The 19191-nt window shown below is 62.4% G+C and carries 22 protein-coding genes and 1 other RNA gene; 15 read left to right on the top strand and 8 right to left on the bottom strand.

Going from position 1 to position 19191, the window contains the following annotated elements; all coding sequences use genetic code 11:
- Positions 1 to 47: 47 nt before the first annotated feature.
- The gene (locus ACXYMS_RS01475) at positions 48 to 1076 is read right to left on the bottom strand and encodes a class I fructose-bisphosphate aldolase (protein ID WP_458903251.1); all 1029 of its coding nucleotides are present in this window, start codon (positions 1074 to 1076) and stop codon (positions 48 to 50) included.
- 215 nt (positions 1077 to 1291) lie between these two features.
- Between ACXYMS_RS01475 and ACXYMS_RS01480 the strand changes: the two genes are divergently transcribed.
- Positions 1292 to 2122 (top strand): aldo/keto reductase, encoded by an 831-nt coding sequence (locus tag ACXYMS_RS01480; RefSeq protein WP_458903252.1) that lies wholly within the window; start codon positions 1292 to 1294, stop codon positions 2120 to 2122.
- Between the two features lie 183 nt (positions 2123 to 2305).
- Here the strand turns inward: ACXYMS_RS01480 and ACXYMS_RS01485 are convergent, their stop codons facing one another.
- The 6 genes from ACXYMS_RS01485 to tkt all read right to left on the bottom strand — a co-directional run bounded on the left by ACXYMS_RS01485 (position 2306) and on the right by tkt (position 8815).
- On the bottom strand, positions 2306 to 3508 hold the full coding sequence (locus tag ACXYMS_RS01485) for a phosphoglycerate kinase (protein WP_458903253.1): 1203 nt from the start codon (positions 3506 to 3508) through the stop codon (positions 2306 to 2308).
- Positions 3509 to 3917: 409 nt separating this feature from the next.
- On the bottom strand, positions 3918 to 4205 hold the full coding sequence (locus tag ACXYMS_RS01490; protein WP_458903254.1) for a hypothetical protein: 288 nt from the start codon (positions 4203 to 4205) through the stop codon (positions 3918 to 3920).
- 61 nt (positions 4206 to 4266) lie between these two features.
- The gene (locus ACXYMS_RS01495; protein ID WP_458903255.1) at positions 4267 to 4794 is read right to left on the bottom strand and encodes a putative glycolipid-binding domain-containing protein; all 528 of its coding nucleotides are present in this window, start codon (positions 4792 to 4794) and stop codon (positions 4267 to 4269) included.
- Positions 4795 to 4870: 76 nt separating this feature from the next.
- The gene (locus ACXYMS_RS01500; RefSeq protein ID WP_458903256.1) at positions 4871 to 5488 is read right to left on the bottom strand and encodes a GyrI-like domain-containing protein; all 618 of its coding nucleotides are present in this window, start codon (positions 5486 to 5488) and stop codon (positions 4871 to 4873) included.
- A gap of 206 nt (positions 5489 to 5694) precedes the next feature.
- The gene (gene gap, locus ACXYMS_RS01505; RefSeq protein ID WP_458903257.1) at positions 5695 to 6702 is read right to left on the bottom strand and encodes a type I glyceraldehyde-3-phosphate dehydrogenase; all 1008 of its coding nucleotides are present in this window, start codon (positions 6700 to 6702) and stop codon (positions 5695 to 5697) included.
- A 49-nt stretch (positions 6703 to 6751) separates the two neighbouring features.
- Entirely contained in the window at positions 6752 to 8815 is a 2064-nt protein-coding gene (tkt, locus tag ACXYMS_RS01510; protein WP_458903258.1) for a transketolase, read from the bottom strand.
- Between the two features lie 158 nt (positions 8816 to 8973).
- On the opposite strand from tkt, the gene ACXYMS_RS01515 reads away from it, so the two are divergent.
- The 7 genes from ACXYMS_RS01515 (at position 8974) to ACXYMS_RS01545 (ending at position 13785) form a co-directional block, all read left to right on the top strand.
- Entirely contained in the window at positions 8974 to 9261 is a 288-nt protein-coding gene (locus ACXYMS_RS01515; protein ID WP_458903259.1) for a DUF4164 family protein, read from the top strand.
- A gap of 4 nt (positions 9262 to 9265) precedes the next feature.
- Positions 9266 to 9640, top strand: coding sequence for a cell division protein ZapA (locus tag ACXYMS_RS01520; RefSeq protein ID WP_458903260.1), 375 nt, complete (start codon positions 9266 to 9268; stop codon positions 9638 to 9640).
- Between the two features lie 118 nt (positions 9641 to 9758).
- A non-coding RNA gene (ssrS, locus tag ACXYMS_RS01525) (6S RNA) lies at positions 9759 to 9916 on the top strand.
- A 20-nt stretch (positions 9917 to 9936) separates the two neighbouring features.
- Positions 9937 to 10524, top strand: a complete 588-nt coding sequence (locus ACXYMS_RS01530; RefSeq protein ID WP_458903261.1) for a 5-formyltetrahydrofolate cyclo-ligase — start codon at positions 9937 to 9939, stop codon at positions 10522 to 10524.
- Positions 10521 to 11345 (top strand): TIGR00282 family metallophosphoesterase, encoded by an 825-nt coding sequence (locus tag ACXYMS_RS01535; RefSeq protein WP_458903262.1) that lies wholly within the window; start codon positions 10521 to 10523, stop codon positions 11343 to 11345. Before ACXYMS_RS01530 ends, ACXYMS_RS01535 begins: the two co-directional genes overlap by 4 nt.
- Positions 11346 to 11501: 156 nt before the next feature.
- Positions 11502 to 12920, top strand: a complete 1419-nt coding sequence (locus ACXYMS_RS01540) for an alanine/glycine:cation symporter family protein (RefSeq protein WP_458903263.1) — start codon at positions 11502 to 11504, stop codon at positions 12918 to 12920.
- A gap of 118 nt (positions 12921 to 13038) precedes the next feature.
- Positions 13039 to 13785 (top strand): YebC/PmpR family DNA-binding transcriptional regulator, encoded by a 747-nt coding sequence (locus ACXYMS_RS01545; RefSeq protein ID WP_458903264.1) that lies wholly within the window; start codon positions 13039 to 13041, stop codon positions 13783 to 13785.
- A 60-nt stretch (positions 13786 to 13845) separates the two neighbouring features.
- Here the strand turns inward: ACXYMS_RS01545 and ACXYMS_RS01550 are convergent, their stop codons facing one another.
- Entirely contained in the window at positions 13846 to 14601 is a 756-nt protein-coding gene (locus ACXYMS_RS01550) for a GGDEF domain-containing protein (protein ID WP_458903265.1), read from the bottom strand.
- Between the two features lie 422 nt (positions 14602 to 15023).
- Here ACXYMS_RS01550 and ruvC point away from each other — a divergent pair, with 422 nt between their 5' ends.
- The 7 genes from ruvC (at position 15024) to ybgC (ending at position 19149) form a co-directional block, all read left to right on the top strand.
- A complete protein-coding gene (gene ruvC, locus ACXYMS_RS01555; protein WP_458903266.1) occupies positions 15024 to 15530 on the top strand; it encodes a crossover junction endodeoxyribonuclease RuvC in 507 nt (168 codons plus the stop codon).
- Positions 15527 to 16144, top strand: a complete 618-nt coding sequence (ruvA, locus tag ACXYMS_RS01560) for a Holliday junction branch migration protein RuvA (protein WP_458903267.1) — start codon at positions 15527 to 15529, stop codon at positions 16142 to 16144. The genes ruvC and ruvA overlap by 4 nt, the downstream gene beginning before the upstream one ends.
- Positions 16141 to 16647 carry a HEPN domain-containing protein gene (locus ACXYMS_RS01565; protein WP_458903268.1) on the top strand — a complete coding sequence of 169 codons (507 nt, stop codon included), beginning with the start codon at positions 16141 to 16143 and terminating at the stop codon, positions 16645 to 16647. Before ruvA ends, ACXYMS_RS01565 begins: the two co-directional genes overlap by 4 nt.
- Positions 16648 to 17016: 369 nt before the next feature.
- Positions 17017 to 18051: a Holliday junction branch migration DNA helicase RuvB gene (gene ruvB / locus ACXYMS_RS01570; protein WP_458903269.1), complete on the top strand. Its 1035-nt coding sequence runs from the start codon at positions 17017 to 17019 to the stop codon at positions 18049 to 18051.
- Complete coding sequence (locus ACXYMS_RS01575) at positions 18048 to 18548, top strand: NUDIX hydrolase (protein WP_458903270.1); 501 nt, start codon at positions 18048 to 18050, stop codon at positions 18546 to 18548. The genes ruvB and ACXYMS_RS01575 overlap by 4 nt, the downstream gene beginning before the upstream one ends.
- Positions 18545 to 18754, top strand: coding sequence for a helix-hairpin-helix domain-containing protein (locus tag ACXYMS_RS01580; protein ID WP_458903271.1), 210 nt, complete (start codon positions 18545 to 18547; stop codon positions 18752 to 18754). The genes ACXYMS_RS01575 and ACXYMS_RS01580 overlap by 4 nt, the downstream gene beginning before the upstream one ends.
- On the top strand, positions 18751 to 19149 hold the full coding sequence (ybgC, locus tag ACXYMS_RS01585) for a tol-pal system-associated acyl-CoA thioesterase (RefSeq protein ID WP_458903272.1): 399 nt from the start codon (positions 18751 to 18753) through the stop codon (positions 19147 to 19149). The genes ACXYMS_RS01580 and ybgC overlap by 4 nt, the downstream gene beginning before the upstream one ends.
- Positions 19150 to 19191: the final 42 nt, after the last annotated feature.

The following is a 19191-nucleotide window of genomic DNA, read 5'->3' on the forward strand; positions in this document are numbered from 1 at the left end:
CGCCAGCCGCGACGTTGGGATCGCGGGGAGAAGAGTATCGTTCCGGTTCAGGCTGCCCGGTCCAGGTCGTTGGACCATTCGCCCATGGCGGCCAGAGAATTCATGTGAGCCCGGTGCGCGAAGGCCTGGCGGGCGGCGGTGAAATTCTCCCGGCGGCCGGCCCAGGTACGCAGCGCGACGTTCTGCAAGGCGCGGCCATAGGAGAAGGTCATCGGCCAGGGCTTGCCGGCAATCCGGTTCATGGCCGAGAGGTGCGCCGTGGCTTCCTCGTCGGTCTGGCCGCCAGAGAGGAAAGCGATGCCGGGCACGGCGGCGGGCACATGTTCCTTTAGAACCTCGACCGTGCGGCGGGCGACCTGTTCCACCGAGGGACGGTCGCGCGAATTGATGCCGGGCAGGATCATGTTGGGCTTCAAGAGCATGCCGGCAAGATCGACACCGGCGAGCCGCAGTTCCTTGAAGACGTTTTCCAGCACATCGCCGGTGACCTGGGCGCAGCGTTCGAGCGAGTGATTGCCCGGCTCGCCATCGCCCACGACTTCGGGCTCGACGATGGGGACGATGCCGGCTTCCTGGCAGAGCATGGCGTAGCGGGCCAGAACATGGGCATTGGCGCGGATATTGTTGCGGGTGGGGGCGATGTCATTGATGGTGATGACGGCGCGCCACTTGGCAAAGCCGGCGCCCAGTTCCGCGTAGGATTCGAGGCGCTGGCGCAGGCCATCGAGCCCCTCGGTGATCTTTTCGCCGCTCTCACCGGGCATGGGGAAGGCGCCGCGATCGACCTTGATGCCGGGGATGACATCGGTATCTGCGAGGATGGCGCGGAAGGGGGTACCGTCGGCGGCTTCCTGCTTGAGCGTTTCCTCGGTCAGAATGACGCCGGAGATATAGTTCTTCATCGCCTCGGTGGCGCCGAACAGCATCTCGCGATAATCGCGGCGCAGGTCGAGCGTATTGGGCAGGTTGATCTTAGAGAAGCGCTTGCCGATCGTGCCTTCGGATTCGTCGGCGGCAAGAATGCCCATGCCGGGCGTCATCAGCTTCTGGGCGATCGCGTTGAGCGACTTGGTCATGGGGTCTAAACCTCGGAAATGGATTGACCTCGAGATTAGACTTTCGTCACCCGGTTTTCGATTAGACCTCCGGTTATGCGACGAAAGGCTAATCTTGTATGGAAGATAAAGATGGAACTCTGGGGCGGGGTTGGAATTGTCCCTTGTCCATCGTAGATTGACGATATTCTTCGGGCGCTTCGGCGCCATTTTCAAGCACAGATCAGGATAGACAGATGAGCACGCAACTGCACGTGACCTTCAATGACGGCCGTTCAATCCCCCAACTGGGCCTGGGCGTCTGGCAAACCCCGGACGATGTCGCGGTCGAAGCGGTCAGCACGGCGCTCAAAACCGGCTATCGCCATATCGACACCGCAGCCGTCTATCAAAACGAGGAAGGCGTCGGCAAAGGCATTGTAGCGTCGGGAGTAGACCGCGGGGATATCTTTCTCACGACCAAGGTGTGGAACGAGGACCAGGGTTTTGACGAAACGCTCCGGGCCATGGATGCGAGCCTCAAGCGTCTGGGCACCAGTTATGTCGACCTCTATCTGATCCACTGGCCCTCGGCCTATCGGGGCAAATATGTCGAGACCTGGAAGGCGCTGGTTCGGCTGCGCGAGGAGGGCAAGGCGCTGTCCATCGGCGTCTCGAATTTCGAGGGCGACTATATCGACGAACTGATCGCCGAAACCGGCGTCACGCCTGCCATCAACCAGATCCAACTGCACCCACGCTTCCAGCAGAAGGCGATGCGGGCCAAGCATGAAAAGCTCGGCGTGGTGACGGAAAGCTGGAGCCCGCTGGGACAAGGCAAGATGCTGGCCGACCCGGTGATCGGGCAGATCGCGCAGCGTCACGGCAAGAGCCCGGCGCAGGTGATCATCCGCTGGCACCTGGACATGGGCCTGGTGGTGATCCCAAAATCGGTGACGCCGAGCCGGATCGTCGCGAATTTCGAGGTCTTCGACTTTGCCCTCAGCGAGGAAGACAAGGCGGCGATTGCCGGGCTTGATGCGGCCGATGGCCGGATCGGATCGGACCCGATGTCGGCGACGTTCTAGTCTCTTTTCCCCTCTCCCCTTGTGGGAGAGGGACAGCAATTCAGCGTTCAGCAGAATTGCAGGGTGAGGGGTTCTCTCCGCGCGCTGGATGTCGCGTGTAGATTGCAGACCCCTTCTGCCCCTTCGGGGCACCTTCTCCCACAAGGGGAGAAGGGTAAGCGTGCGCTTGGCGACTGCCGTGCCCTACTTCTTCAGCGCCTCAACGCCGGGCAGGGGCTTGCCTTCCATCCATTCGAGGAAGGCGCCGCCGGCGGTGGAGACGTAGGTGAGCTTGTCCTTGACCCCGGCATGGGCGAGAGCGCTGACGGTATCGCCGCCGCCGGCAACCGAGACCAGATGGCCGTCATGGGTGCGCTTGGCGACATGTTTGGCGATGGCGACGGTGCCGGCGTCGAAGGGCTCCATCTCGAAAGCGCCGACCGGGCCATTCCAGACCAATGTATGGGCATCATCGATGGCGCCAGTGATGCGTTCGATGGAGGAAGGGCCGATATCGAGGATCATGCCATCGGGGTCGATGGCGTCGACGCCATAGAGACGGGTCGGGGAATTGGCCTTGAAGTGCCAGGAGACCACAGCGTCGATGGGCAGGATGATGGCACAGCCGCTGTCGACGGCCTTGTCCATGATGCGGATGGCGGTCTCGGCCAGGTCCTTTTCACACAGCGACTTGCCAACGCCAACGCCCTGGGCGTGGAGGAAGGTATTGGCCATGCCGCCGCCGATGATGAGGCCATCGACCCTGGTGACGAGGTTTTCGAGGAGGTCGATCTTGGAGGAGACCTTGGCGCCACCGACAATGGCCACGACAGGCTTTTTGGGCTTGCCGAGGCCTGCTTCCAGCGCTTCGAGTTCAGCCTGCATGGCGAGACCCGCTGCAGCGGGCAGCAGACGCGCCAGCGCTTCGGTCGAGGCATGGGCGCGGTGCGCGGCGGAGAAGGCGTCGTTGACATAACAATCGCCCAGGCTTGCCATGCGCCTGGCCAGCTCGACGTCGTTTTCTTCCTCGCCGGGATGGAAGCGGGTGTTTTCCATGACCAGCACCGAACCGGCGGGCGCCTCGTCGATAGCCGTTTTGGCGGCGCTGACATCAGTCCAGTCAGTGGCGACGAAGCCGACCGGATGGCCGGTCTGATCGGCGACGGCGGCACAAACCTGCTCGAGCGAAAATTCGGGGTCAACCTTGCCCTTGGGGCGGCCGAAATGGCTCAGGAGAATGACCTTGCCATCCCTTTTTACGATCTCGCGGATGGTGGGCACCAGGCGCTCGATGCGGGTGGCATCGCTCACCTTGCCATCGGCGACCGGCACGTTGAGGTCGGCTCGCAACAGCACGCGCTTGCCCGTCAGATCTAATTCGTCGAGGGTCTTGAAAGTCGCGCTCATGGTGCCGCCTCCGGGTCGTTTGTATCCGCGCCGTGGGTAGCAGAGTGGCACGATTGGCGGAAGCGGGGACAGCAATTTTCTGTCGGAGGGACGATTGGACATTGTGCTGGACGCGACGGTGCGCCGGACGGCCTGGACGCCTCCGGTTTTCGCAAGTGGACGTATCCCGAGGCGCGTGCGTCTCAGTAAAACTAAGTGAATAGAGACGTCGCCGCCTCGGGACACCGGTTTTTCGTAGAGGACTCCGGACCCCTTTGAACGCTCGTCGCAGGGTGACCGCTTCCTAGACGCGCAACTGGAGCGACCCAGCTACGCCCGGCTCCCCCCGCAAAGTTCGCTGCAGTCCGTCCGCGCGGGAGTGATGGATGGGAGTATGCCGGAGGTTTTGCGGCCGGGGATAAAGTTTTCTCTAGCCAGGCAGGTTGGCGGCCAGCGTGGCGCCGCCAAGGTAGAGCAGGGGCGAAACCAGCACCTGTCCGCCCAGACGCAGCAGGTCATCGACCATGACATGCTTGGCAAAGCCATCGCTGGCAAGAGGGGCATCGCCGACCTGGGTGAGGATGCGGCGATGGCGCCAGACCAGAAAGCCGAGCATGGCCGCCGAGGGCAGGGGGATGAGCCAGGGCAATTGCAGGAAGCCGATGACCAGCCAGCTCAGGGGCAGGGCTGTCGCGAAGCGCTTGGTGAGGAGGAACATGCCACTGCTCCGTTGCCGAGACGATGCAGCATTTATGCTGATTTGGTGACAGCGCCGTGACTCACATGCGTGTGAACAGGCCCGGATAGTAGGTGACAATGCCGTCTCCATCGACTTCCAGAACGGCTTCGAAATTGGTGGACTGGTAGCGAATGTGGGTATCGTCGACGCGGGTATAGACCTGCTCGGAGCGCTTGACCTCCATGGCCGTGGCGTTGATCCAGGCCATGTCGAAGCGGACGGGCTTGTCGATCTCCAGCGCCGCGCGCCAGATGGGCAGGGAATTGGTCAGCGGCGTGGGCCAGATGTCGACATCGAGGCAGCCGCGCAGGGCGGAAATCGGTTCGGCCCGGTCGTCGGACCAACCACCTGCGCCATCAGCGAAAATCTCCAGCGTGCGGCCGTCGGCATGCTCAATCTTAACAGTTCGCGTATGGCCATTTTCGTCGAGCTTCAGGCGGTAGAAGAGGCCGAAATCGGGCCCGATAATGGTGCCGCGAATATTTGTCGCCCGTCCGTCGACGATGTGGCAATGCTCCGAGGTCTCGAGGTGGAGACCCCGCCAGCGGATGGAGCGATTGAGCGTCACGGCGTCGGCCTCCCGGTTGCGACAGCATTTCCATCAAATGCGCGGCCAAATCACAAGCCGCAGAATTGCACGTGAGTCATGCCGGGCGAACCGGCTGCCGGAGGATGGTTCTCAGCTTTTCGGGCGCCGTCCGACGCGGATCCGCGAGATAAATTTCATGGTGCTGGCCATTGAAGGTCAGGCCCCTCGCAGGCATTTCGACACTATGCAGTTGCGCGAGGATGGCCGCCTCATCGTCATAGCTGCCCACATGCAGGATCTGCAGGCTCTGGCCCTCGTGTAGCGTGGCAAGGCGGAGGGTATCGGGGGCGTTGCCCAGCTTTGACTTGGCCTTGTCGCGCGCGACTGCAAACATGTCCGCCGTGATGAAATCGGGGGCGAGAATCATCATGGTCCAACGCCACTTGTTCTTGCGACGGGCCACGAAGTCGGCCGGGTCATCACTCCACCAGAGCCCCTCTAGCGGCGGCACAACATAATCCTGGCCCAGGGATTTGGCGGCGAATTTGAGCGCATAGCTGATGGAATAAAGCCACTGCACGGCTGACGAATAGGCCGGTGCGGTATTGGGGTCGCCTAATCCATCGGCCATGGCGTAGTTGAGGGGAGGGACGTCGACGAGGTCGAATTGCCGGCGTGCGCTGTAGAGGGGTTTCAGCGTCTTGCGTATGTCGATTTTTGTCACTGTCGCCATTTTCTCCTAAGTCTGCGCCCGATCTTCCCGTCCTCCGCCGTTGACCGGCCAATACACCTTTACCGGATTTGCATGGACCATCCGGTCAAGCCTGGTGATGACGATGGGTAAAGTATCCGGGCCCGCTGCCAGTTCGCGTCAGCAGCCACTCCCAAAAACAAAGGGCGCCCCGGAGGACGCCCTTCAAATTCAGTGCTTTGGCACTCTCAGAGGGTCTTGCCCAGGGCCACGGCGGTGTCGGCCATGCGGTTGGAGAAACCCCATTCATTGTCGTACCAGCTGAGGACCGAGACGAAATTGCCGTCCATCACCTTGGTCTGGTCGAGCGCCATGGTGGAGGAATGCGGGTCGTGGTTGAAGTCGATGGAGACGTTGGGCTGGGTGGTGTAGCCCAGAATGCCCTTGAGCTCGCCATCGGCATATTTCTTCACGGCCGCGTTGATCTCCTCGGCGGTGACATTGCGCTTGGTGATGAACTTGAAGTCGACGCAGGAGACGTTGGGGGTCGGCACGCGGATGGAGACGCCGTCGAGCTTGCCCTTGAGTTCGGGGAGCACGAGGCCAATGGCCTTGGCGGCGCCGGTCGAGGTCGGGATCTGCGAGAGGGCAGCCGCGCGGCCGCGATAGAGATCCTTGTGCATGGTGTCGAGGGTCGGCTGGTCACCGGTATAGGAATGGATGGTGGTCATCATTCCCTTTTCGATGCCGAATTCCTTGTGCAGCACATAGGCGAGCGGGGCCAGGCAATTGGTGGTGCAGGAGGCGTTCGAGATCACCAGGTCGTCCTTGGTCAGGGACTGGTGATTGATGCCATAGACGATGGTCTTGTCGGCGCCGTCGCCGGGGGCCGAGATGATCACCTTCTTGGCGCCGGCCTTGATATGGGCCGAGGCTTTTTCCTTGCTGGTGAAGATTCCGGTGCATTCGAGCGCGATATCGACGCCCATGGCGCCATGCGGCAGCTCGGCAGGGTCACGCACGGCGGTCACCTTGATGGGGCCGCGACCGACATCGATGGTGTCGCCATCGACGGTCACAGTGCCGTTGAAACGGCCATGCACGCTATCGAAGCGGAAGAGGTGGGCATTGGTTTCGACGGGGCCGAGATCATTGATGGCCACGACTTCGATGTCGGTGCGGCCCGATTCAATGATGGCCCGCAGGACATTGCGGCCGATACGACCAAAACCGTTGATGGCGACGCGAACTGCCATGGTTATACGCTCCTAGCGGGAGGGGAGGAGAAAGGGAGGCGTGGCTCTCTTACAACTGTGCGGTGACGGCTTCAACAACGGCCTTGGACGTAATGCCAAAGTGGGCATAGAGCGCGTCGATGGGGCCGGAGGCGCCAAAGGAATGCATGCCGACAAAGCGGCCGTTGTCACCGAGCAGCTTGTTCCAGCTCATCTCGATGCCGGCTTCGACGGCGACGCGGGCCCTGGCCTTGCCCAGCACCTCGGTCTTGTAGGCGTCGGACTGTTTGGCGAAGAGCTCCATGGAGGGCACCGAGACGACGCGGGCAGAGACGCCCATTTCGGCCAGCTCCTTCTGGGCCTCGACGGCGATGGCGACTTCCGAGCCGGTGGCGAAGATGACGGCATCGGCATCGGCCGGGCCGACCAGGGTATAGGCGCCCTTGGCCGACTTGTTCTCGGCCGAATATTCGGTGCGGACGGCCGGCAGGTTCTGGCGGCTGAGGGCCAGGATCGAGGGGCGGTCAGCAGTTTCCATGGCCAGCTGCCAGCATTCGGCGGTTTCCATGGCGTCAGCCGGGCGGAAGACCAGGAGGTTCGGGATGGCGCGGAGGGCCGAGAGATGTTCGACCGGCTGGTGAGTCGGGCCATCTTCCCCGAGGCCGATGGAATCGTGGGTCATGACATAGATGACGCGCTGTTCCATCAGAGCCGAAAGACGGATGGCCGGGCGGGCATAGTCGGTAAAGACCATGAATGTGCCGCCATAGGGAATGAGGCCACCATGCAGCGCCACGCCATTCATGGCGGCGCCCATTTCATGCTCGCGGATGCCGTACATCATGTAGCGACCGAGGCGATTATCAGCCTGGAAGGGCAGGGTCTCCGGGGTGTTGGTGAGGTTGGAATGGGTGAGGTCGGCCGAACCGGCCAGGGTCTCGGGCACGGCCTTGTTGATGACCTCGAGCGCCATCTGCGACGCCTTGCGGCTGGCGACCTTGGGCTTGTCCTCGGCCAGCTTCTGCTTGTAGGCGGCCATGGTGGCGGCGAAGTCGGACGGGAGCGTGCCGGACATGCGGCGGGTGAACTCGTCCTTGTGCGGCGAGGCGGCAAGGCGGGCTTCCCACTCGCCACGCACATTCTGGCTGCGGGTGCCGGCGGCGCGCCAGGCTTCCAGGATATGGGTCGGGATTTCGAAGGCGGGATAGTCGATGCCCAAGGCCTGCTTGGCGCCGGCCAGTTCTTCAGCGCCCAGCGGGGCGCCATGCACCTTCTCGGTGCCGGCCTTCTTGGGCGCGCCGAAGCCAATGGTGGTCTTGGCGGCGATCAGGGTCGGCTTGTCGGTCGAGGCCTTGGCGTCGTTTAAGGCCTTTTCGATGGCGGCCTGATCGTGGCCGTCGATCTCGATGGTGTTCCAGCCGACGGCCTTGAAACGCGCGATCTGGTCCGTGGAGTCGGCGTTGGAGACCTTGCCGTCGATGGTGATGTTGTTGTTGTCCCAGATGACCACCAGCTTATTGAGCTTGAGGTGACCGGCCAGCGAGATGGCCTCCTGGGAAATGCCCTCCATCAGGCAGCCGTCGCCGACCAGCACGTAGGTGTGGTGGTCAACGATGTCGGAGCCGAACTCGGCGGCGAGCTTGGCTTCGGCAACGGCAAAGCCCACGGAATTGGCCAGGCCCTGGCCGAGCGGGCCGGTGGTGGTCTCGATGCCAGTGGCATGACCGAATTCGGGGTGGCCGGCAGTTTTCGAGCCGAGCTGGCGGAAGTTCTTGACCTGATCGATAGTCATGTCCTCGTAGCCGAGCAGGTAGAGCGAGGAATAGAGCAGCATCGAGCCATGGCCGGCCGAGAGAATGAAGCGGTCGCGATCAGCCCATTTGTGATCGGCCGGATCGAATTTCATCACCTTGGTGAAAAGTACGGTCGCGATGTCGGCACAGCCCATGGGCAGGCCCGGATGGCCGGAATTGGCTTTCTCGACCGCGTCCATGGACAGGGACCGGATCGCATTGGCCAGTTCGTTCTGCTGGGCTGTATTCGTCATGAGAAGGTCCGCTCGCTTGAAAAAATCCAGGATTTCTCGGGAGCGGCGGCTGGGCCTGCCTCCTCCCAAAAGGCGGTTTTGAGGCATAACAGGTTCGTCTTGGCTGTCAATGTCACCAATCGGCTTTGGCGTTCGGCTCCGGGCCGGAATTCCGGGGGTCAGGACGTCAATGCGGTTGCAATGCCACAATGGCTGGGGCAGGCTGGCGCGGTTGGAATCGTCGCGTCTTGAGGGCAGTAGCGGCCATGAGTGAGACGGAACTTGAAGAGGGCCTGGTCTCGGCGGCAGCCCGGTTCGACCGGGCGCTGGCGCGCCTCAGCATCAGTGCCCGCGATCTCGGCACCCGTATGCAGCGTCATCAACGCATGGAAGTGGACACACAGCGCCTGGTGCATGAGCGGGCGCGCCTGGCGACGGAACTCGACAAGACGGCGGCACGCGCCAAGCGGCTCGATGACAGCGCGCATGAGGTGTCGCGCCGGCTGGTCGATGCCATGGAGACCGTGCGCTCCGTGCTGGAAAAGGCGGAGTAGAGTCGTGCCCGAGGTCAATGTCGAGATCAATGGCCGCAAATATCGCATGGCCTGCGAAGAGGGGCAGCAGGGTCATCTGATCGGGCTGGCCGAGCGCTTCAATACGCAGGTGGAGGGCCTCAAGGGCGCGGTCGGCGAGATTGGCGACAATCGGCTAACGGTTATGGCGGGCATTGCCGTGCTCGACGAGCTCGCGGAGGCCGAGCGCCGGATCAAGGCTCTGGAGGCCGAGGTGGCCGAACTGACCCAGGCCGGGCAGGACATTGCCGCCGAGCTCGAAGACACCGAGGCCCGCTTCGCCACCAAGCTGACCGAAGCCGCCAAAGCCCTCGAAGGGGTGGCCGATAGTCTGGACGAGGCGGCTCCGCTGCCAGCCTAGATCTCCAGCATGCGGGGCGCATTGGCTGGGGTGGACCGCCGGCTTCGCACTTGCACAAGATGTGAGAGGAGAAGTGACGAGTCCGCCCTTTGCAGGTCATTGCGAAGCGCCTATATCTGGCGGGCTGCCCGGCGCGTGAGGACACACATATCCCCGGGGCCTTAATCGATCCTGAGGGAGCTGTCCCTGACCGGGCCCGTGGGCTCGGACATACGGCGCCCACCTACGTAAGTAGGTTCCCGGGATCAGATGTCCCACGGCCAGGGCGGCACAGAATTCTGTACTGAAGAGGGCGCATGGCGGACCAGGCATTCGAAGACGCAAAGGCTGCATTGCGCAAGGAGGCCCATGCCGTCCGCGCTGCTCTTTCGGAAGAAGACCGCAGTGATGCCGCCCGCGCGGTCGCGGGGCATTTCTTCGAAACCATCGCCTATGCCCCCGAAGACGTAATCGCCGGCTATTGGCGCATTCGCGATGAACTGGATTGCCAGCCAATCCTGATCCGGCTGATGGATAGCGGGCAAAAGGTGGTGCTGCCGGTGGTTGCAGGCGATGAAGAGCCATTGGACCTCAGGGTCTGGGAGGCTGATGCGGCCCTCTATGAAGCCGGCTTTGGCACCCTTGCCCCGTCCGACCTGGCGCCGCGCGCTGTGCCGGACTTCGTGCTGATGCCACTTCTGGGATTCGACAGCGAGGGGACGCGGCTGGGCTATGGCGGCGGTTATTACGACCGGACCCTGGCCGTATTGCCGAAAAAGCCGATGCTGATCGGTCTGGCCTTTGCGGCGCAGGAATTGCCGCATATTCCGCGCGATAGCCATGATGTGCCGCTCGACGCCGTCGTGACCGAAAACGGTGTGCGATTCTTCGGTTCGCCCGCATGAGGCTATTGTTTCTGGGCGACGTGATGGGCCGGTCGGGCCGCGAAGCCGTGACCGAGCGCCTGCCGGGACTGGTGGCGCGCTACAAGTTCGACTTCGTGGTGGTCAATGGCGAGAATGCCAGCCATGGCAAAGGCCTGATCGAAAATCATTTCCAGGCGCTGCGCGATGCCGGCGCCGATATTGTCACGTTGGGCGATCACGCCTTCGACCAGCGCGAGGCGCTGAGCTATATTGAGCGCGAGCCGACGCTGATCCGGCCGATAAACTACGCGCCCGGCACGCCGGGGCGTGGGGCGATGATGGTTGAGGGGCGCAACGGGCACCGGGTTCTGGTGGTCAATGCGCTGGGGCGGGTATTCATGCCGCCCATCGACGATCCGTTCCGGGCGGTGGAAGCTGCAATCGCCGAAGCGCCGCTGGGCGATGTCGCCGATGCCGTGATCGTCGATTTTCACACCGAAGCGACGTCGGAAATTCAGGCCATGGGGCATTATCTCGACGGCCGGGTCACGCTGGTGGTGGGCACCCATACCCATATCCCGACATCCGATCATCGGGTGCTCAAGGGCGGCACCGGCTTCATGGCCGATGCCGGTATGTGCGGGGATTTCGACAGCATTATCGGCACCGAGACCGACGAGCCGCTCAACCGGTTTCTTACCGGCATTCCCAATGGGCGGTTTACCCCGGCCGAAGGGGAGGCGACGCTGTGTGGCGTGGCGGTAGAGACGGACCCGGCAACGGGGCTTGCGCGCTTCATCGCACCGCTTCGGCTGGGTGGCGTGCTGGCCCAGGCACTGCCGGATTTTCAAGAGACCTGAGCATCGGCAGATTTCCCCTTGCCGGGCTCCGCAATTTAAGGTCGGATCGGGCATGTTGCGCCGGGGGCGCATCGTGAATATTGGCTGAATAGGGAAACTGGCCCCGGACGCGGCAAGTCGTGCCGATCAACCGTCCACGCATGCAGGAGTGGGGCCATGCTCGATCCGGTCATCAATTTTCTCAATGACATTTTCTGGGGTTATGTCCTCATTTACGGCCTCCTGGCGGTAGGCCTGTTCTTCACCCTGCGGCTGGGGTTCATCCAGTTCGTCAATTTCCCCGAAATGTTCCGGGCGGTGGCCGGCTCGCGCAAAGGCGACAGTGCCGGCATCTCACCCTTCCAGGCGCTAACAATCAGCCTTGCCTCGCGCGTGGGCACCGGCAATCTGGCCGGGGTGGCGGTGGCGCTTTACCTGGGTGGTCCGGGTGCCATCTTCTGGATGTGGATGGTGGCGCTGGTGGGTATGGCCACGGCCTATTCCGAAAGCACGCTGGCACAGCTCTACAAGACCAAGAACGAGAACGGCGAATATCGCGGCGGGCCGGCTTTCTATATTGCCCGTGGTCTCAAGGCGCCGTGGGCCGGTGCGGTCTTTTCGGTCTGCCTGATCCTGGCCTTTGGGCTGGTGTTCAATGCGGTGCAGGCCAATTCGATTGCCGATGCCATGCAGGGCGCCTTCGGCTTCGACAAGATCTGGGTGGGCGTGGCGCTGGCGGCGCTGACCGCGATCGTGATTTTCGGCGGCATCAGGCAGATTGCCCGCGTGGCCGAGATCATCGTGCCGTTCATGGCCGTCATCTATCTGCTGGTGGCGCTCTATGTGATTGCCATCAATATCGGCGAGGTGCCCGGGGTGTTCGGGCAAATATTCCAGAGCGCATTCGGGCTGGATGCGGCCGGCGGCGGCATTGCCGGGGCCCTGCTCAACGGGGTCAAGCGCGGCCTCTTCTCCAACGAAGCGGGCATGGGTTCGGCACCCAATATCGCGGCGGTGGCGACACCTGACCCGCACCATCCCTCTTCGCAGGGCTTCGTGCAGGCACTGGGCGTGTTCATCGATACATTGCTGATCTGCACGGCGACGGCGCTGATGATCCTGCTGTCGGGGGTGATGGGTGAGGGGAGCGAGCTTACCGGCACGCCGCTGACACAGGCGGCGATGACGGTCCATATCGGCGGGGCGGGGCAATATTTCATCGCCATCGCGATCCTGTTCTTTGCGTTCACCTCGATCATCGGCAATTACTCTTATGCCGAAAACGCCATGACCTTTCTCAGGATCGGCAATATGCCGGGGCTTACCGTACTTCGGCTGGGCGTGCTGGCCATGGTGGTGTGGGGGGCATACGAAAGTGTGGCGACGGTGTTCAATGCCGCGGACGCCTCGATGGGGCTGATGGCGACGGTCAACCTGATCGCCATTGTGCTGCTCTCTGGGACGGTGGCCAAGCTCACCAAGGACTATCGGGCGCAGCGCAAGGCCGGCAAGGAACCGCTGTTCCATGCAGCCGATTATCCCGAACTTGTTGGCAGGATCGACCAGACCATCTGGAACAAGCACGATCCGGGCTGATCGAACGTTATTTGAAACGCGCCCGCCCCGGACACGCGGGGCGGGCGCTTTATTTTTACGCCTGCTCACCCTATAAGCACCGGCGAAATCGAAGAATTGCGCATATCCGAGGTATCGAATGGCCGGCCATTCCCACGCCAAGAACATCATGCACCGCAAGGGCAAGTCCGACGCGGTCCGCTCCAAGGTCTTTTCCAAGCTAGCCCGTGAAATCACCGTGGCGGCCAAGATGGGCCAGCCCGATCCGGCATTCAATGCGCGCCTGCGCCTGGCGGTGTCGAATGCGCGCAGCCAGTCGATGCCCAAGGACAATATCGAGCGGGCCATCAAGAAAGCCTCCGGCGCCGACAGCGAGAATTATGACGAAATCCGTTACGAGGGCTATGGCCCCGGCGGCGTTGCCGTCATCGTCGAGGCGCTGACCGACAATCGCAATCGCACGGCGTCGAACGTGCGCTCGTATTTCTCCAAGAATGGCGGCGCGCTGGGTGAAACCGGCTCGGTGGGCTTCATGTTCGACCGCGTCGGCGAAATCACCTATCCGGCCACGGTGGGCTCGGAAGACAAAGTGATGGAAGCGGCCATCGAGGCCGGTGCTGACGATGTCGAGAGCGACGAGGACGGCCACTATATCTACACCAGCTTCGAGACCATGGCCGAAGTGTCAGCGGCGCTGGAGGCCGTGCTGGGCGAGGCCGAGGCGGTCAAGGCCATCTGGCGGCCGCAGAACCAGACACCGATCGACGCCGAAAAGGGCGCGACGCTGATGAAGCTGATCAATACGCTCGAGGAAGACGATGACGTGCAGAACGTCTATTCGAACTTCGACATGAGCGACGAAGACGCCGCCAAGCTGGAAGGCTGAGGAGCGGTCGGCAATCGTGTGCTGAGCAAGAATTCCGGGCGGCCTTCAGGCCGCCCTTTTTCATGCCGTGCGCTTGAGATTGATGGCCGGATGATCTTCGACCTGGACCACGATTGCCAAATTGCGGCCGGCATGTTTGGCGCCATAAAGGCGCTGGTCGGCGATACGGAACAACTGGGCGAAGCTGGTGGTCTCGGAAAAGGCCGCGCCGCCGATACTGACCGAAAGCTGCCTGATCTCGCCATGCGGGCGGAAATCGGCGGTGTTGACGGAGAGGCGTATGCGGTCGGCGACCAATTGCGCCTGCCGATGAGTGACGCCGGGCAGGAAGACGCCGAACTCCTCGCCGCCCATACGACCGACGATGTCGCCATTGCGCAATATGGAGCGGATCGAGCGGGCGATGATGGTCAGGGCCTCGTCGCCGATGTCGTGGCCGTAAAGATCGTTGATCGACTTGAAATGGTCGGCGTCAATCATCAGCAGAGCGCCGCAGCAAGCGGCCGACGGATCGCGCAGCCAGGCATCGATGCGGCCAGTAAAGGCGCCGCGATTGAGGCAGGCGGTCAGGCTGTCGGTACGGGCTACGCGCCCCAGCCGCACATTGGCAATGGCCAGCCCCCGCATGCGCAGGCTGAAGTAGAAGAAGAGCGGCGCGCCGATTAGGATGGGCAGGGCGGTGGCGCTGATCAGAAGGCGCATGGCCACTTCCCCGCCCAGGTCGCCAAAGGCCACCAGATTGAAGGCAAGGGAGGTGAGGACACAGGCCAGGGTGCCAAACAGCGTCCAGCGCGCGACGCTCGTCCAGTTCTGCAAGGGTATGACCCGAACGGGTTCCTCCGACGACGAACGATGATGCGATCGCGGGGATGCAGGAGGGCGCAAATGGGAGGGCGCAAGCTGTTCCTGTTTCATGCCGCCGCCGAGGGAAGGCGGCGGGTGAGCCAGTCGACGGAAGCGAGTTGCTGCAAATGCTCCCGCAGCACAACCGAGATGGCTGCGGGCAGACTTGCCCTGCGAGAAGCCCGTATCCAGGCGTGTCCGGTGAGCGTGTCGTATGCCCCTGTCATGTTCGCCCCAATGCCTGCATTCCCAGAAACCGAAGCTAGCAGCGGTTCCTCTACACAGGGTTTGTCCATCCGGTAAAAATTGAACGAAGCGTCCAAAGATGTAGCTTTGTTGCTCATTTGTTCACTTTGCGCTTGGTAAGGTGCAGTGCCGCCACTACAAGGAATGCCATGACACGGGCTGTGCGAATCATCGGGATCGATCCGGGGCTGCGACGCTGCGGCTGGGGCATTATCGAAGCGTGGGACAACAGGCTGAGCTTTGTTGCGGGCGGCACGCTGACGCCACCGGTCGATGGCTCGCTGGCCGAACGCCTCGCCGCGCTGGCGGCCGGGCTCAATGGCGTGCTCGACATGCATGCGCCGGACGAGGCTGCGGTGGAAGAAACCTTCGTCAATGCCGGAGCACGCTCGGCGCTGATCCTAGGCCAGGCGCGCGGCGTGGTGCTGGTGACGCCGGCTATGCGCGGGCTGCCGGTGGCCGAATATGCCGCCAACCTGGTCAAGAAATCGGTGGTCGGCACCGGCCATGCCGACAAGAACCAGGTGGCGCTGATGGTCAAGACGCTATTGCCCAGCGCCGTGGTCAAGGGCGCCGATGCGGCCGACGCGCTGGCGATCGCCATCTGCCACGCGCATCACCGTGTCTCTGCCCGCCGCATGGGAGCCTTTGCATGATCGGGAAGCTCAAGGGCCTGGTCGACAGTTTTGGCGACGATGTCGTGCTGATCGACTGCGGCGGGGTTTGCTACGAGGTGTTCTGCTCGGGGCGAACGCTGCAGGCGCTGCCGCGGGTGGGCGAGGCGGCGGTGGTGTTCATCGAGACCATCGTGCGCGAGGATTTCATCAAACTCTACGGCTTTGCCAGCGAGGCCGAGAAGGGCTGGTTCAACCTGTTGACCAGCGTGCAGGGCGTGGGCGCGCGGGTGGCGCTGGCGATCCTATCCGTGCTCTCGCCGTCAGAACTGTCCAGCGCGGTAGCCCTGCAGGACAAGGCGATGATTGGCCGGGCCAACGGCGTGGGGCCAAAACTGGCGGTGCGCGTCGTGACCGAGCTCAAGGGCAAGGTGCCCGCCATTGGTGGCATCGATGCCGGGACATTGGGGCTGCAAACGGCGCTGGGCGAGGGCCTTGCCGCCGGCAATGTGTCTGATGCGGTGTCGGCGCTGACCAATCTTGGTTATTCCTCGGCACAGGCTTCAAGCGCCGTGGCGCGGGTCGTGGCCAAGGAGGGCGACGACACCCCGACCGAAAAGCTGATCCGGCTGGGATTGCGGGAATTGAGCAGTTGAGTCCCGATCTACAGCGGCAGATAGATACCGCCACTGCTTTTTTCTTGGCAGCGGAGCGCTGCTCACTGGAGTTGAAGTTCGATCCCTATGGGTTTCATTCGGTCTCCGCTCCGACGATAGTGAACTATGCCTTTGCAGTTGAACTGGCGCTCAAGGTCCTTCATGTGGTTGCGATCGGCAGTCCCGCGAAGGGACATGATCTCGAGAAGCTGTTCAGTCTCTTGCCGGAAGGGGTTCGTGAAAACCTCCCCCACCTTTCCGGGTGCGTGTCGGAGATAGCACGTTATTTTGAAGATTGGCGCTATCCATTTGAGACGGATTTGTTGTTCGGGGACTATGATAATCCCCGACGAGCGTTCATCGAATGCTATCGTGAGATCAGGCGGCGGCGGCCAAATTTGGCGTCGGCATACGAGAGCTTGTGGGGCACCTTTGAACCCGACTGGGTTCTAACATGGCCAGTTGATCGTCCACGTTGGGAGCTAAAGCTTTCAAAGGCTTAACTTATTATGACTGTTCAAAATCTGGTTGAAGCTTATGTCATCAATTGTGCAACAGCTTGAGAAGCTAAACCTTCCGAAGGGGCAGGCGCCCACGATCCCGTCGCTAGTCCTGGAGGCGGCTGATCGCCTTGGCATGGTACTAAAGATGACCTCCCCATCGGTCCCTGAACAATATGACGTTTCAAGGTCCGGCCGTCTTTGCGGCGATATCAGAGTTTGGCACGGTGGGATGACAGTGAGCTATCCCGACGTTGATGGCGAAGACCTGTATGTGGGATCAGTTGACGGCTTTAGTGGCTTCACCGATCAGGAGAGGGAGGCGAAGCTGCTTTTTGCCCTGGTATGGATTACGGCGCGGATGCTCCCAGCGTGACCCTGACCTCCGCCACTGCCGGCCGCGATGACAATCTTGATGTTTCCCTGCGCCCTTCGGGTTTCTCCGATTTTGTCGGGCAGGCGGCGGCGCGAGCTAACCTTGAAGTGTTCATCGAGGCGGCAAAGCAGCGTGGCTCGGCGCTAGATCATGTGCTGTTTGTCGGCCCGCCGGGCCTGGGCAAGACGACGCTGGCCCAGATCATCGCCCGGGAGCTGGGCGTGGGGTTTCGCGCCACGTCCGGCCCGGTGATTGCCAAGGCGGGGGATCTGGCCGCGCTCCTTACCAATCTCGAGGAGCGGGATGTGCTGTTCATCGACGAGATCCACCGGCTCAACCCGGCCATCGAGGAAGTGCTCTATCCGGCAATGGAGGATTTCCAGCTCGACCTGATCATCGGGGAAGGGCCGGCGGCTCGTTCGGTGCGGATCGACCTGGCCAAATTCACGCTGGTGGGGGCGACGACGCGGGCGGGGCTGCTGACGACGCCGCTGCGCGACCGTTTCGGCATTCCGGTGCGGCTCAATTTCTATACGCCCGAGGAACTAGTTCAGATCGTCACCCGCGGTGCGCGACTGTTGGGCATGCCGATGTCGGCGGACGGGGCGATGGAAATCGCACGGCGTTCGCGCGGGACGCCGCGCATTGCCGGACGGCTGCTGCGGCGAGTGATCGATTTTGCCATGGTGGATGGCGCCGCCGAGATCAATCGCGCTGTGGCCGACAAGGCGCTCCTGCGGCTCGACGTGGATGCGCGGGGCCTCGACCAGCTCGACATGCGCTATCTCACCACCATCGCCGATTTCTATAATGGCGGGCCGGTGGGGATCGAGACCATTTCTGCGGCGCTTTCGGAACCGCGCGACGCGGTCGAGGAAATCGTCGAACCCTATCTCATGCAGCAGGGGTTCATCCAGCGCACGCCGCGCGGACGCATGCTGACTTCCATTGCCTTCCAGCATATGGGCAGGGCCCTGCCGCAGGGGTTTGTGGGCCTGCAATCGAGCCTGTTCGAGGAGGAGGGGGAGTGAGCGCGCGTCACGTCATCAGCTTCCCCATCGAGGGACAGCGGTTCAACTATCGGGTGGCCGGGATCATCATCATGAACGGCCAAGTGCTGGTCTGCCGCGAGGATGATGACGTTTACACCATGCTGCCAGGCGGGCGGGTGGAGCTGGGGGAGGCCAGTGCGGTCAGCCTTGAGCGGGAGATGGCAGAAGAACTGGCGATGCCGGCAAATGTCGGGGCGATGATCGCGACCTCGGAAAGCTTTTATCGCCGCGAGGGCGAGGACTTTCACGAACTGGGGTTCTTCTACAGGGTCGAATTGCCGGGGCAGGGACCGAACGGGACATCCCCCTGGCTGCAACGGCCCGACGAAGGCCATATCCTCTCGTTTCATTGGGTGCCGTTGACGGGGGACGCGCTGGAGCAGTTCAACCTCTTGCCGCGCTGGCTTCCGGGCTTCCTGCGTGATCTGCCGGAAGGGCAGGCGCACATTGTTCATGATGAGCGCAGCTCGGCATGAGCAGTTCCGCTGACCGCATAGCCGATACGCTGACGCTCAGCCGTCCGGCGCATCGGGCGCTGGCGGCGGCGGGCATCATCAGCTTTGCCGACCTGACGAGCTGGACGCGCAAGGATGTTGCCGAGCTTCATGGCATTGGACCAAAGAGTTTTGTAGAGCTCGACCCGGCCATGGCGGCACGCGGACTGGACTACAAGACACCATGAGCATCCAAAGCCACATCGTTCGCATCTATTACGAGGACACGGATTTTTCCGGCAATGTCTATCATGCGGCCTATCTGAAGTTCTTCGAGAGGGGCCGGACTGAGTTCCTGCGCGACCTAGGCGTGCATCATGCCGAACTGGCTGAGCAGGGGATCGCCTTTGCGGTGCGCTCAATGGAGATCGATTTCGTGGCGGCGGCGCGGATCGACGACCTGCTCACGGTCAATACCGAGGTGATCGAGACGAGTGGGGTGCGGCTGGTGCTGGCCCAGACAATCAATCGTGATGACGCGGTGCTGACCCGCGCCAGGGTGATGGTGGTGGCGATCAAGACCAGCGGCGGACCGGCGCGGTTGCCGGTGGATTTGCGGGCGCGGCTGGTACCGGACGCCTGAAGCTCGGACTCTCTTTATTAACCCTTTGGTGACCATAAACGG

The sequence above is a fragment of the Devosia sp. CAU 1758 genome, from assembly GCF_054482695.1.

Bases quoted from the DNA above. Each gene is read 5' to 3' on its own strand.
- ACXYMS_RS01545 (WP_458903264.1), top strand. From the start codon at position 13,039: ATGGCCGGCCATTCCCACGCCAAGAACATCATGCACCGCAAGGGCAAG.
- ACXYMS_RS01485 (WP_458903253.1), bottom strand. From the start codon at position 3,508: ATGAGCGCGACTTTCAAGACCCTCGACGAATTAGATCTGACGGGCAAG.
- ACXYMS_RS01535 (WP_458903262.1), top strand. From the start codon at position 10,521: ATGAGGCTATTGTTTCTGGGCGACGTGATGGGCCGGTCGGGCCGCGAA.
- ACXYMS_RS01515 (WP_458903259.1), top strand. From the start codon at position 8,974: ATGAGTGAGACGGAACTTGAAGAGGGCCTGGTCTCGGCGGCAGCCCGG.
- ruvC (WP_458903266.1), top strand. From the start codon at position 15,024: ATGACACGGGCTGTGCGAATCATCGGGATCGATCCGGGGCTGCGACGC.
- ybgC (WP_458903272.1), top strand. From the start codon at position 18,751: ATGAGCATCCAAAGCCACATCGTTCGCATCTATTACGAGGACACGGAT.
- ruvA (WP_458903267.1), top strand. From the start codon at position 15,527: ATGATCGGGAAGCTCAAGGGCCTGGTCGACAGTTTTGGCGACGATGTC.
- gap (WP_458903257.1), bottom strand. From the start codon at position 6,702: ATGGCAGTTCGCGTCGCCATCAACGGTTTTGGTCGTATCGGCCGCAAT.
- ACXYMS_RS01500 (WP_458903256.1), bottom strand. From the start codon at position 5,488: ATGGCGACAGTGACAAAAATCGACATACGCAAGACGCTGAAACCCCTC.
- ACXYMS_RS01475 (WP_458903251.1), bottom strand. From the start codon at position 1,076: ATGACCAAGTCGCTCAACGCGATCGCCCAGAAGCTGATGACGCCCGGC.
- ACXYMS_RS01490 (WP_458903254.1), bottom strand. From the start codon at position 4,205: ATGTTCCTCCTCACCAAGCGCTTCGCGACAGCCCTGCCCCTGAGCTGG.
- ACXYMS_RS01540 (WP_458903263.1), top strand. From the start codon at position 11,502: ATGCTCGATCCGGTCATCAATTTTCTCAATGACATTTTCTGGGGTTAT.
- ACXYMS_RS01530 (WP_458903261.1), top strand. From the start codon at position 9,937: ATGGCGGACCAGGCATTCGAAGACGCAAAGGCTGCATTGCGCAAGGAG.
- tkt (WP_458903258.1), bottom strand. From the start codon at position 8,815: ATGCCTCAAAACCGCCTTTTGGGAGGAGGCAGGCCCAGCCGCCGCTCC.
- ACXYMS_RS01580 (WP_458903271.1), top strand. From the start codon at position 18,545: ATGAGCAGTTCCGCTGACCGCATAGCCGATACGCTGACGCTCAGCCGT.
- ACXYMS_RS01480 (WP_458903252.1), top strand. From the start codon at position 1,292: ATGAGCACGCAACTGCACGTGACCTTCAATGACGGCCGTTCAATCCCC.